Here is a 13,167-nt window from a genome sequence, read left to right as displayed (position 1 = left end):
ATAAAAACGCAAAGCGTCAAATAAAAACCTTTGAGTGCTTTGCGTTCGTATGGTTGAAAAATTTATAAAACTCTATTTCTTCATCGGGTTAATGGTTTGAATAGTTCCATCTGGATTGTATTTTAATTCCGTAACCTTGATATTTCTCAAGTGTGTTTTACCAGAAATTTGTGTGTCGTGATAGAATAACCACCATTTTCCGTTATGCTCTACAATAGAATGGTGATTTGTCCATCCTTGTACAGGTTCTAATATCACCCCCTGATAAGTAAATGGGCCGTAAGGGGTATCACCAATCGCATAGCAGATATAATGCGTATCTCCTGTAGAGTAAGAAAAATAATATTTGCCATTGTATTTGTGCATCCAGGCTGCTTCAAAGAAACGTCTGTCGTGATCTTTGGTCAATATTTCTTTACCATCTTTGTCTAATATTTTAATCTCTCTAACTGGTTCTGCAAAACTCAGCATGTCTGCGCTCATTTTGGCAATACGTGGTCTTAAAGCAGGTTCATCCTCCTTTTGAGAATCGGTCATAGAACCATTTTTATTAAATTTGCCATTCTCCCATTTTTGTAATTGACCACCCCAGATTCCACCAAAATACATATAAGAAGTGCCGTCATCATCGGTAAATACCGCAGGATCCATACTGTAGCTTCCCTCAATAGGTTTTGGCTCCGCTTTAAAAGGACCGTAAGGTTTGTCAGAAGTAGCAACACCAATTCTGAAGATATCTTCTTTGTCTTTCATAGGGAAATACAGGTAATACTTTCCATTTTTGAAAGCCGCATCAGGAGCCCAAAGTTGACGGCCCGCCCATGGAATATCTTCTCTTTTCAATACAACGCCATGATCTGTGACCTTTCCACCAACGCTATCCATAGAATAAACGTGATAGTCACGCATATCGAAATGGTCTCCATTGTCATTTTCAGGAGTTCCTGCATCGATGTCATGTGAAGGATAAACGTAAATTTTTCCTTCAAATACATGTGCAGAAGGGTCGGCAGAGAATAAATCGCTAACCAAAGGTTGACCGATAAATTTGGAAGTGTCCGCTGTTTCTTGCGCGGTTTGGTTGCTTGTTGTTTTACTGTTGTTTTGGCAAGAAATTCCAGCTACAGCCAATAGGGCTAATGCGTATGGAAATCTGAGTTTTGTTTTCATGGATTATAATTTTGTTAAGTTTATGATTATTGATTAAGGTTTTAATGTTTCTTCCGGCCCCAGAAAACTGTATTTAAGTCCTCCGGTATCTAAAATAAGTTTTTGTAAGACAACGGCAGGAGAAATCATCCAGTATTTAATGGTGTTTTTTCCTGCTTTGGCAATATTGAGTTCAGTTTTAAATTCTTTAATACTATTGGCAACCGCCTTGTCCCAAACTTTTGGTTTGTTGTCATCTTCAGTAATATTTACAATAACCGGTTGTTCATCATTTATAGAAATGGCAAATTGAAGACCTTTGCCCTGTCTGAAATCTAAAGTCGGACTTGCCAAAGTATGCAAGGTGTAATTTCCGGCTTCGTTGACGAAAATATCATATTCCAGATAGGGCGTTTTATGATCTAATTTTTGATTTGCAACGGTAGAAGGGTAAACAGTCATCCCGCCAAGGGTTTTACCATGGTTTTCTAAATGTTTCCAAAAAACAGGTCGATTATTGTTTGCTCTAGAATAATGTGGAGCTTCTATGGCAATAACACCATTCTGTTCTGCAAATAGGTTTTTGCCTTCGCTAAATCTATTGTCAATTGTAATAGGCAGTGTGATTCTGCTTCCTTCATTTCCTGATACTATAATCTGGCTGGATATTAATCTTTTTGGTACCAAATCCCAGTTTATAGTGACCCAGATACGTTCCTGATCTTTAAAAGATCCATTTGATTGCGATAAGGTGATATATTTAGAAGCTTTGATATTAAACTTGACTTCTCCGTTTCCTCTGTTAAATAATTCAAAATAGTGCTTAGCCTTAGACATAGCGTTAAATACAGGCAGTTTTTCATTTGCTGTTGCTTTTCCTGTCCAAAATGATTCACTAGCTTCTATGCTAAGTCCTAATGAAGGCTTATGCGAAGCTTCATACTGGGTTGTTTTTGGCATCACATTCGATTCCGGCTGTTGCCAATAGGTATAGCCAATATGTGTCTGGTCCATCATGTGTTTCCATTTACCATTGGCCATCACATCATTATAATAATGGGTAATTTCGGCGTCTTTTTTAAATCTTTTTTCTACTTCGTTTGCATAATGATTGGTTACATTTCTGCCTTGCTGAGCATAAAGTGTGTTTTGAGCATGGGCATAATACAAATGATGTAAATTTCCATTAGCTTCTATAGGATGTAAAACCAATTGGTAATAGCTGTCTTGATACTCTTGTGGGATTTTAGATTTAATTTCTTGTGCTTTTTTTAAGAGTGAATCATAATCTGCAATAACCCTTTCCCATTCTCTGTAATTGATTAAACTGTAAGTATTAGCGTTTAGTAATTCTGGTTTTATACGTCCTGCATATTTCAGATAAGTATCAATCAAATCAGCAATTTCATTTTTGTATTGAGATCCAAACTGTTTTGCAGCCCAGTTAACGGTATAGTTTTTCAGTTGTTCGGAAGGGATAGCATCCGGACTCCAAGCATAATCCAAAAAGAACTCGATGGGGAATTCCATTGGTTTTAAATCGCCAACATTGACAATCCAAATTTGATTGGCATCATATTGATAAGCCAAATTCATCTGTTCCCAGGTTTTTTGAATAGGATTGGTATTGATCCATTTGTAGTTTCTTGGTCCGCCAACATAATCAAAATGATAGTAAATGCCATAACCACCTTTTCTTGGTGCTTCTTTTAAATCGGGTAACTTTCTGATGTTCCCCCAATTGTCATCACATAACAATAGTGTAACATCATCAGGAACACGCATTCCTTTATCATAATAATCCTGTACCTCTTTGTATAAAGCCCAAACCTGTGGTGTTTGTTCTGCTGGTTTCTGTGTTACGTCCTTAATAATGTCTCTTTGGTCTTTCACAATTTTCTCCAGTAAAGCGGTGGCAGTACCTTCCGTCATGGGTTCATCGCCATCGCCACGCATTCCTAAGGTGACTAATATTTCTTTATCGGTAACTCTTTCAAAACCTGTTTTCCAGAATTTCTTTAACTCCTCTTCGTTTTTGGTATAATCCCAGGGGCCTTTTCCGTAACGCTTCCATTCGTCATGTGCTCGGGTTAAAGGTTCATGGTGCGATGTGCCAATCACGATACCATATTCATTGGCTTTTACCGGGTTTAATTTATCGTCGTCGTTAAAGGCGCTTCCCCACATGGCAGGCCACAGGTAATTACCTTTTAATCTTAGTATTAGTTCGAAAACTTTTTCGTAAAACTGATGATTGAAACCGCCAAATTCTTTTTTTGCCCATCCGGTTAATGCAGGTGCTTCGTCATTTAAAAAGATTCCCCGGTATTTAACCGCAGGACTTTCTATGACATACCTTCCAGTTTTTACATAAAGATTCTTACTTTTCTTAACGGGAACATCTGCCCAATAATACCATGGAGAAACTCCCATTTGGTAAGACAGTTCGTAAATGCCATAAATGGTTCCACGCTTGTCGCTCCCCGCAATCACCAAAGCCTGTTCTATCCCTTTTTTAGGATTGGATACAACTTCTATCAAAGTGCTTTCCCACTTTCCAGAAACGCCGTTTACATTGATTTTTTTATTTTGGATGAGCTCATCAATCAACGCCGATTTTCCAATTGTACCTATAATAATTACGGTTTGTGCGTTGTTTTTATTTAGCTCTGGACTGATATCCGTAACAAGTTTAATATCATTTTGTAAGTCTTTGATAGCCCTTTTTACTCCATCAAAATCTTTTTCATCATATAAAATGGTGCTGTTTTTTGAAGAGGAAACAATAGGGAAACTATTAGCCAAAGCACTCTCGTTTACTATAGTTTCCAGTCCGCTTGCGTAAGCCTGGACAAAAAACAAGGATAAAATAAATACAAAAGTTAATTTCTTCATGTTCTAAAAGTTTACCACCTCCCAAAAAGCAGCTTTTGGTTTTCCATTGGTATCAAATAAGGAAGGATGGTTTTTTCTTCCTTCTACCGGATAATGATCCAGCCAGCTGTATTTATCAGTTACGTTCCAGAACGTTACGTTGGTCACATTGTTTTTGTACTTTCTGAATACCTCAAAAAACATTTTGTATTGATTGGCTTGTGCTTTTTTCAATTCGGGTGTATATTCGTCAGACTCATCAGAACGTTTAGCTCTCTTTTCTTTCTCCCATTTGTAGATAGAAACATCCAATTCGGTAATATGAATTTCTAAACCTAGAGAAGCATATTTTTGGATAGCATATTCCAGCTCATTTCTTGAAGGTTCAAAAATAGACCAATGTCCTTGTAATCCTACTCCGTTAATAGGAATGTTTTTGTCTTTTAGTCTTTTCAATAAAGTATAAATGCGTTCTACTTTTTCTGGTCTTTCGCTATTGTAATCATTATAAAAGAGTTTGGCATTGGGGTCGGCCTCATGGGCATATTCAAAAGCTTTTTCGATATAATCATCCCCAATAATTTCTGTCCATTTGGAAGATCTGATCAGGTTGTTCGGATTGTCGTCAATTACCTCATTTACCACATCCCATGCATATATTTTTCCTTTGTATCGGTTAACCACGGTATGGATATGTGTTCTTAACCGTTGGAGCAGCAATTCACGTGAAACATTATTCCCTTCTTTATCAACAAAGAACCAATCGCCAACCTGTTCATGCCAGCATAAGGCGTGACCTCTTACTTTCATGTTGTTTTTGACAGCGAAATCGACAATTTTATCTGAGGGCCCCCAATTGAAAACACCTTCTTTGGGTTGTATGGGCCCCATCTTCATATCATTTTCCGGAGTCAGGCTATTAAAATTCTTCTTAATAAAACTGGCTTCTGGTTCTGTCAGGCTTTTTTGATTTACGGCCACGCCAATGGGAAAGTAATCTTTGTAATAATCTTTTAATCCTTTTGTCTCCTGTGCATTTCCCTTGCAGGATGTTATAGCTACAGTAAGTAAAGCGGCAGAAACGGTTTTTAGCATTAATGTTTTCATGATACTGGTTTATATTCCCGGAACGTATTTGTACTCCAGGTTTTGATAATAATTTAGATCTTTTTCTGGCTTAGAAAGCCCTTTAGGTAAGGGTAGTCCTGAGATGGACTGAAAATAAAGTACACAGGAGTTTCTCCATAAGATGGCTTCTTCATGCTGTACTTTTAATAATTGTTTAACCTGAAGATGGATGTCTCCGTCGACTTTTGAAGCCAGAGAATCCCATGTGTTTTGCATTTGCTCTACTTCTTTTACACCCAGATAATAATGCTTAACAATACCATCCCATAATGATTCGCCCGATTTTAATTTGTAACTCCACGGCAAGTGATGAAACCACAACAGGTATTTTTCGGGACAGGTATTAACATCGTTGAAGATTTTTGCTACTTCGGGAAAATATTGCGCAGTGGCGTTGCTACCACTGGATGTTCTGTCGAAACCTATTCCGTTTTTATCTGCCTGATGATAGTATACCGATGTCCAATCGGCTCGGGGCTTATCTTTAATCCATGGGCCGGGGCCATAATGATGGCTCCAGCTCATGATATGGTGCAGCCCCAGAGGTGTCATATAATTGACGATTGTTTCGCGAGATTGGAGCATCATCTGCGATATGGCTTGTAATGTTGATGCATCTGTGTTAAAAGTCATTTTTATCCATTCGGAAGCAATTTCTTCACTGGAAAGAGAGTAATTCCATGCCAGTTTCCCAAAAGCATACCAGTTGGATTGGGCAAAAGGATGTCCGCACCAATTGATATCGTTTCCAATATTGGCAACCCCTGCAATACCCGAAATGTTATGCCCATCTAAAGAACCATCTATTACTTTTGCTACGGTAGAACCTTTCCCTTTGGCATAAGTATCGGAATCTAAACATTCTTTAAACAGAGGGGATAGGTAGGCGAGGTTGGTCGACATCCCCAGGTATTCTTGTGTAAGCTGTAATTCTGCCATGATAGGTGTTTTAGGCAGGGCACCAAAAAGTGGATGAAATGGTTCTCTGGGCTGGAAGTCTATAGCTCCGTTTTTTACCTGTACCATTACATTTTTATCGAATTTTCCATCTAAGGGAGTGAATTCGTTATAAGCTTGTTTTGCCCGGTCTTCGGGAATCTCGTTGGCATACACAAATGCTCTGTACATTAATATTCCCTGATGGGGTGCCAATGCCCGGGCGAGTACATTTGCGCCATCGGTATGTGTACGACCATAATCTTGCGGGCCTGGTTGACCTTCTGAGTTGGCTTTTACTAGAAAGCCACCAAAATCAGGAATCAGTTTATAAATCTCATTGGCTTTGTCTTTCCACCATTGGGCAACATCCTCGTTTAAAGGATCTGCGGTTTTTAGTTTTCCTATTTCAATAGGTGATGTAAATCGGGCAGAAAGATAAACCTTGATACCGTAGGGTCTGAAAGCATCAGCCAATGCTTTTACTTTTAAGAGCCATTCGTGGGTTAAAATCAGTGAATTGGCATTTACGTTATTCAATACCGTTCCATTGATACCTACAGAAGCATTTGCCCGGGCATAATCAATATACCTTTTGTCTATATATCCTGGTAAGGTGTGCCAGTTCCACAAAGAGAAACCTGCATAACCTCTTTCAACCGTTCTGTTCAGATTGTCCCAGTGGTTTAGTATCCGGTGCTGTATTTTGGGAGATTCTGAGATATTCAGACCGGTCAGTCTTTTTTGTAATTGTAACTGTTTAATAAAAGCAAATGTTCCGTATAGTAAACCTATATCTGATTGAGAAGAGATGAGTATGATCTGTTTATTTTGTACAGTAACCTGCTTTATAATGAATCCGTCTGCATTATCGGGAACCTGTTGATTGATTTGAAGTGCTTTTAAAGCACTTTCTTTAAGTAATACCACACTTCCGCTCTCCATTGATCTGTTTGATGGAAGATCTTTTCCTGTTAAGATCCCAAAAGCATTTTGCAGTTCTTTGGCTGCTACTTGCTGCGTACTATTATTGCTATCGAAGTGGATACTTTTTAGCAGGCCGGTATACTCTTTCAGGGAAACAGGGTCGGTTAGTTTCTGATAGTTCAGCCAAAGATTATATCCCTGATCTGCTTTTACAGATAATGTTGTCAGCAGTATTAATATCAGTGTTTTTTGTATGAATTTCATAATGCAATCGGTTGAATTTTTTCTGCTTAGGTTATTTAATGAATTGGTTAAAGTAGTTTTATCTTTTAACGGTCGACCCTCTAACTACCAGTTCTGCATTGAGTATAACGGTACTGGTAACATCTTTCTCGCTTTTATTATCTATTTTTTCTATGGCTATTCTGGCTACTGTTTCTCCCATCTGGTATCCCGGATAATTAATAGTGGTGATATTAGGCTCGGTAACTTTTGAAATCAGATCGTTGTTGAAACCTATTATCGCCATTTTTGATGGTATTTTGATACCATTTTCTTTTAATATGGAGAGCGCAAATGCAGCCGAAGTATCGTTGGTTATAAATAAGGCATCGGGTAGTTTTTTACGAGTAAGTATCTGGTTGTGTATGCAGTTGTATATCGCATCTTCGCTTAAATCATTACAGATAAAGTTATCTTCTCTGTAAAGAATGTTATGGTCTGTTAAAGCTCTTTTATAACCTTCAAATCTATCTTTATAAACGTTTCTTTTGATATTTCCGGTGATATGGACAATGTCTTTATAACCTTGCTCAATTAAATGAAGTGTGGCTTCGTATCCTGCCCTAAAGTTATCTATAACCACTTTTGTAGCATTTATTGATTCGGGAACACGGTCAAAGAATACCAGGGGGATTTCTTTATTGATGAAAGACTGGAAATGATCCATATTGTCTGTCTCATAAGATAAAGAAACTATTAAAGCATCTACCCGATTATTGAAATGTGTAAAGACGTTGCTGCGTTCTTTGGCTTCGCTTTCTAATGATTGGCTGATGATAATATTATAACCTTTATTATTGGCTGTTTTTTCTATACCCGATAATACTGATGACATAAACGGACTGTTTAATCGGGGAACAATAACGCCTATGGTGTTTGTTTTCTGCTTACGTAAATTACTGGCAAACTTATTGGTTCTGTAACCCATTTTCTTCGCCAGGGCAAATACCTTTTTTTTAGTCTCCGAGTTTATTGCTGGATGATCTTTTAATGCCCTGCTTACTGTTGCTGCGGATAACCCTAATTTCTCAGCCAGATCGTATATTGTAATTTCTTTTTTGCTCATGTAAGATTTTGCGGTTATAATCTCTGCAACTAAAATAGTAATTTTTTCGAAATATAATGCAATCGGTTGCGTAAAGATGATAAATATATAATGAGTTTGTTTATTTTATTGCAAATAGCCTTTTGTATATAGCTTAAGTGCTGAAAATATTTATCGGGTAGATCTTATTTTAAAATAAATTATATCATCATTAATCAGTACTTCTTTTCTGGTTTACCGTTTACAGTTAATAAAGCTCATTATTTTTCCCGGTGTGGAGTCAATAATTTCTATGGTATATCGTCCTATCAGAGATTATGGTGATAAAGAATATGATGTACACCGGTTAAAAAACCAATCCATTAAGGGAGTGCTTAAATTGAACCATATATTTTATAGCTTACTCATGCGTTATTGATTAATTATACAGTTACTATTGTAAGCATTTTTATAGAGATTTATTAGAGGTAAAACAGAGGGTTTATAGAGGGTTCGTAGAGGTAAAGCTCTATGAAATCTCTATTTTAGTGCTTCTATATTTATAGTTAAATACCATTGTTAATATCTTTATCGTATATCTCTCTTTTAATAGGGTTAGTTCTTTGTAAATTATGGCAATACTTAAAGATGGTATCAAGAGATCATGTTCAGAGAAGAGGGGTAGTATTGAATAACAGGTAAATAGTCAGATTATATTAATCTGTGGCCTATTTACAGTGGTTAGCCTGTTTGGTGCAAGTATCACGGTAGAAAAGAGCCAAACCCTACTTATACTAGTTGTAGAAAAATGAGAATAATAAAAGCTTTAAAAAGTGAAAATAAATTAATGATTAACAAAATATGGATTTAAAAGGAAAGAATGCACTTATTACCGGAGGAGGTAGAGGTTTAGGTAAGGCTGTTGCTATAATGTTGGCAAATGAGGGTGTTAATATTGCTATTACCGGTAGAAATGAAGAAAACCTAAAACATACAGTAGCAGAGCTAAAAACAAAAGGAGTAAATGCTACTTATGCTGTATTTGATGTGGATTCTGAAGATGAGGTTATTAAAGGAGTGTCGGCTATTGCAAAAAGCTTAGGAGGTATAGATATTTTAATAAATAATGCAGGTATTGGAGATTTTGGCTCTTTTGAAAACATGTCTTCTTCCAGCTGGGAACAGGTGATAAAAACCAATCTATTTGGTGTTTATTATGTAGCTAAAGCTGTACTGCCTTACCTTAAAGAAAAATCTGAAGGAGATATTGTAAATGTGGCTTCTACGGCAGGATTAAAAGGAGGACCCAATATGTCTGCTTATTGTGCGTCTAAGGCGGCAGTTATTTCTTTATCACAATCTATGATGGCAGAATTAAGGAAGTTTAATATTAGGGTAATTACGCTAACTCCCAGCACTATTGCTACGGATATGAGTATTGATGGCGGGCTAACGGACGGTAACCCTGAAAAAGTATTACAACCAGAAGATTTTGCAGAATGGGTGAGAGATATTTTAAAGATGAACAGAAGAGCTATGATTGCTAACGGTTCTATTTTTTCTACCAATCCATAATCGTTGTTTGAATTTTTGGAGATAGACTTGCTATATACATGTACCTCTATTGGAGGTAATGCAACAGAATGTTTTAGGTGAAGTGAATAATTTGGAGTAGACTTTATTTTATAGTTATGTTAAAGTATTCCCTGGGGATCGATATTTCAAAAAAGGACTTTCACGCCTGTCTTTCAGTAATTAATACTTGTCAGGAAGTAAATGTCAAGGCTTCCCGAAAGTTTCCAAACCATACAGAAGGGTTTAGGGAACTGTGTACATGGATTACCAAACACCGGAAGGAATCCAATATTCCATTGTGTATCACCATGGAGGCCACAGGTGTTTATTTTGAGGCCTGTGCACTCTATCTTTTCAAATCAGGCCATAAAGTATCGGTAGTGCTGCCAAATAAGGCCAAACAGTACCTGAAAGCCTTGGGGCTGAAAACAAAGAACGACAAGATAGACGCATCGGGACTTGCCAGAATGGGAGCCCAGCAAAATCTGGAGAACTGGGAACCCCTGGACGATTTTTTCTATTCGCTCAGGGCACTTACCCGCCACCACCAAAGCCTGCAGGAGCTAAAGACCAATATCAAAAACCAGCTGCATGCCGATATGCACAGTATTTACAGTAGCAAAGCGGTAATAAAGCAGCTCAAAAAGCTGGTAGCTACCCTCGATAAGCAAATAGAAGAAACAGCAGCGGCTATTTCCAAGCATATATCAGGCAATAAAGAAGTAGCGGCCAAAACTGATAAGATACAGCAAATAAAGGGGATAGGGATTATTACCATAGCCACTGTACTGGCAGAGACAAATGGATTTGCACTCTTCAGCAGTATCCCCCAGCTGGTGAGCTATGCAGGGTATGACGTGGAGGAAAACCAGTCGGGAAGCCGAAAGGGAAAGACCCGGATATCAAAAAAAGGGAACAGCAGGATAAGAAGATGTCTGCACCTGCCGGCATTTAACGTAGTGCGGTACAATATGGGGGATTTCAGGCCATTCTATGAGCGCATCCTTTCGAGGCATAACCAAAAGATGAAAGCATACGTAGCTGTGCAAAAGAAACTTCTGGTATTGATATATACGCTTTGGAAAAAGAATGAGGACTTTAATCCTCCCGCTCAAACAACAGAAGAAGAGATATTCATAAACGAGGAGATGGAGCCTTCTTTCGCTTTGGCTCGACAGAGCCAAATAAACAGCCCCGATGAACGGGGCTGAACTAGATAGACATTCATTAACGTATCAATGTATGCCTTCTTTCGCTGTACAAAAATAACGTGAAAAAACTTAAATTTAAACTTGTTTTTTATGACAGTACCTTGCGCCAAACAGGGGAAACTTAATCTTTATGCATGAGTAGCAAATATAAATTTGAAAATATAGATGGGTTATTGAAGATAACAGTTTTGTAGTGAGAATAGAATAAGAAACTCAGGCAACACGACAGACGGTCATTCTGTTATGATAACTGGATATAATAATGATGGGAAAATGGAATATTTCGATCCTGAAACTGGAATATATGATACCGAGTTACCTGGTAACTTCTATAATGTAATAGAGATAACTGGAAAAAAATAAACATGTATTATGAAAATGTATAAACAAATTTTAATGACCGTACTATCAGTTCTGTTCTTTTTTAGCAGCAGTGCACAGTCAAATATTAGCAGTCAGAAGCGTCTTAATATTTATAATATTATAAAGGTTCAAAATTCTGCCGAGAGGACTACTCGTGACCTGATTATAGGACCTGAACAAATAGAAAAGCTTGAGTTACTATCGAAACCTGATGCTGAAAAAGCGTATAGTAGCATTAAAGCTGACATGTTCTTTGTGGTTATTCCAAAAGCCGATGTTAAATTTTTCAATAAAACCCAACTTTTTAATTTATACAAAGTTGACGGGAAATACCGAAATCTTCCGGTTTTGATTGATGGAGAGCAGTCTACAGATTCAGAAAGTCTTTTAGCTGCCAATGGAACGATTTCCAAGGTGTTAGTTAATCAGGAATCAGGATTTATTGATATCATCACCGTGTTTCACAAAAACCACATTGATCTAAAGAAAAGAGCTATTGAGTCAAAGGAACAACGGTTGAAAGAAATTCAAGAGAAGCAGAAGAAACGAAATTAATATCAATAAGTGTTGTCCGACCAATGATATGATTCGAGATTTTGACAGGGTACACTATCCTCAATGACACAAGAATGCGAAAGGGCAAGGTGGGTAAAGGCTTCTTGTGTCTTGTGAGTTCGGAAAGTGGCAATGATATTGAATCAAAAGAAGGGTAGATATTTCGGACGGAGTCCTTGGATTCAATGGGGGCATTTAAGTGATCTTTCAGGATACTTAAACCAGGGAGAGGGAATTAATTCACTAACGTAATAAAACACAATATTTAATGATCATAAGTTTACTTTTCGACTCTATATTTTTAGGATTTGCTTGGTATAGCATCCTATTTGGAATTAATAAAAAACTCATAAAAAGTCAAAATATATTCCTAAATGACATGGTTGACAAATCTGCTATTCATTTAGTTAGATACACAGGACTGCTATTTTTTATATACTTGACTTTTTCTATTGTGCATTCCATTATAAATTCTGTTTTAATCAATAGAATGTTTGGACCGTATTGGTTTGGGTTTTGGATTTATCCTTTTGGTTATTTTGTATTGACACAGTTATTATGGGGTAGGAGAATAAAAACAAATATGCCAATACGACTTTTAATAGCCCTCGTTTTACTATTTACACCCTCTATAGAAAAATCAGCTATAATTATTACTTCTTTGCATAGAGACTATTTAGAGAGTAGCTGGACATTCTCAAATCAGGAATTTATTGGAAATATTGTTCTGGATTGGGTGGTGAAATTACTTGTTTTTGTGATACTGATTTCGTTAACGAACTTTTTGCTAAGCAAAAGAAAACACCTTATCAATCGTTAGATAATCCAATATGCGAATTGAAAAACATCAGCCCTATCCTAGTTTAAGTCTTAGTGTGCAAATGCAAGAGGGATAGGTTTGACTTAAATCCTACATAAAATTACAAATACCTATAGAGCTAAGTTTTGCATCTCTATGGATTGCTTAACTTGAGACATAGACATAGAATATAAGAGGTTTCCTCGAAAGTCAGACTGATAGAGAGCCCTCTATTTCTCTTCCCTTTTTCGGAAGTTTTTCCTCTCAAAAGTCTTTTGCTCAAATCTAGAAAATGATACAACCTTAATTTGCTTTCATCCGTAAAAGGAAGAGGAGTACAAAAG

At 37.1% G+C, this 13,167-nt stretch carries 9 protein-coding genes; 4 read left to right on the top strand and 5 right to left on the bottom strand.

The window, feature by feature from the left end; genetic code table 11:
* Positions 1–72: 72 nt before the first annotated feature.
* From ACFSAH_RS03135 to ACFSAH_RS03115, 5 genes are read right to left on the bottom strand one after another with little or no spacing between them, the layout of a single operon-like run.
* Positions 73–1,170 (bottom strand): glycoside hydrolase family 43 protein, encoded by a 1,098-nt coding sequence (locus ACFSAH_RS03135; RefSeq protein ID WP_379661238.1) that lies wholly within the window; start codon positions 1,168–1,170, stop codon positions 73–75.
* A gap of 33 nt (positions 1,171–1,203) precedes the next feature.
* The gene (locus ACFSAH_RS03130) at positions 1,204–4,044 is read right to left on the bottom strand and encodes a glycosyl hydrolase 115 family protein (protein WP_379661237.1); all 2,841 of its coding nucleotides are present in this window, start codon (positions 4,042–4,044) and stop codon (positions 1,204–1,206) included.
* A gap of 3 nt (positions 4,045–4,047) precedes the next feature.
* Entirely contained in the window at positions 4,048–5,130 is a 1,083-nt protein-coding gene (locus ACFSAH_RS03125; RefSeq protein WP_379661236.1) for an endo-1,4-beta-xylanase, read from the bottom strand.
* Positions 5,131–5,139: 9 nt separating this feature from the next.
* Positions 5,140–7,278, bottom strand: a complete 2,139-nt coding sequence (locus ACFSAH_RS03120; protein WP_379661235.1) for an alpha-glucuronidase family glycosyl hydrolase — start codon at positions 7,276–7,278, stop codon at positions 5,140–5,142.
* Between the two features lie 58 nt (positions 7,279–7,336).
* A complete protein-coding gene (locus ACFSAH_RS03115) occupies positions 7,337–8,362 on the bottom strand; it encodes a LacI family DNA-binding transcriptional regulator (protein WP_379661234.1) in 1,026 nt (341 codons plus the stop codon).
* Between the two features lie 819 nt (positions 8,363–9,181).
* Between ACFSAH_RS03115 and ACFSAH_RS03110 the strand changes: the two genes are divergently transcribed.
* The 4 genes from ACFSAH_RS03110 (at position 9,182) to ACFSAH_RS03095 (ending at position 12,844) form a co-directional block, all read left to right on the top strand.
* On the top strand, positions 9,182–9,895 hold the full coding sequence (locus ACFSAH_RS03110) for a 3-ketoacyl-ACP reductase (RefSeq protein WP_379661233.1): 714 nt from the start codon (positions 9,182–9,184) through the stop codon (positions 9,893–9,895).
* Positions 9,896–10,011: 116 nt separating this feature from the next.
* Complete coding sequence (locus tag ACFSAH_RS03105) at positions 10,012–11,106, top strand: IS110 family RNA-guided transposase (RefSeq protein WP_379661232.1); 1,095 nt, start codon at positions 10,012–10,014, stop codon at positions 11,104–11,106.
* Between the two features lie 396 nt (positions 11,107–11,502).
* Positions 11,503–12,024 (top strand): hypothetical protein, encoded by a 522-nt coding sequence (locus tag ACFSAH_RS03100; protein ID WP_379661231.1) that lies wholly within the window; start codon positions 11,503–11,505, stop codon positions 12,022–12,024.
* A gap of 583 nt (positions 12,025–12,607) precedes the next feature.
* Complete coding sequence (locus tag ACFSAH_RS03095; protein ID WP_379661230.1) at positions 12,608–12,844, top strand: hypothetical protein; 237 nt, start codon at positions 12,608–12,610, stop codon at positions 12,842–12,844.
* Positions 12,845–13,167 lie beyond the last annotated feature (323 nt).

The organism is Pseudopedobacter beijingensis (genome assembly GCF_042678145.1).
Lineage (GTDB): Bacteria > Bacteroidota > Bacteroidia > Sphingobacteriales > Sphingobacteriaceae > Pseudopedobacter > Pseudopedobacter beijingensis.
Note: the sequence above shows the minus strand (reverse complement) of the source record. Positions and strands in the feature narration are given on the sequence as shown.

Coding starts and splice junctions, on each gene's coding strand:
- ACFSAH_RS03135 (WP_379661238.1), bottom strand. CDS start 1,170: ATGAAAACAAAACTCAGATTTCCATACGCATTAGCCCTATTGGCTGTA.
- ACFSAH_RS03130 (WP_379661237.1), bottom strand. CDS start 4,044: ATGAAGAAATTAACTTTTGTATTTATTTTATCCTTGTTTTTTGTCCAG.
- ACFSAH_RS03125 (WP_379661236.1), bottom strand. CDS start 5,130: ATGAAAACATTAATGCTAAAAACCGTTTCTGCCGCTTTACTTACTGTA.
- ACFSAH_RS03120 (WP_379661235.1), bottom strand. CDS start 7,278: ATGAAATTCATACAAAAAACACTGATATTAATACTGCTGACAACATTA.
- ACFSAH_RS03115 (WP_379661234.1), bottom strand. CDS start 8,362: ATGAGCAAAAAAGAAATTACAATATACGATCTGGCTGAGAAATTAGGG.
- ACFSAH_RS03110 (WP_379661233.1), top strand. CDS start 9,182: ATGGATTTAAAAGGAAAGAATGCACTTATTACCGGAGGAGGTAGAGGT.
- ACFSAH_RS03105 (WP_379661232.1), top strand. CDS start 10,012: ATGTTAAAGTATTCCCTGGGGATCGATATTTCAAAAAAGGACTTTCAC.
- ACFSAH_RS03100 (WP_379661231.1), top strand. CDS start 11,503: ATGACCGTACTATCAGTTCTGTTCTTTTTTAGCAGCAGTGCACAGTCA.
- ACFSAH_RS03095 (WP_379661230.1), top strand. CDS start 12,608: ATGCCAATACGACTTTTAATAGCCCTCGTTTTACTATTTACACCCTCT.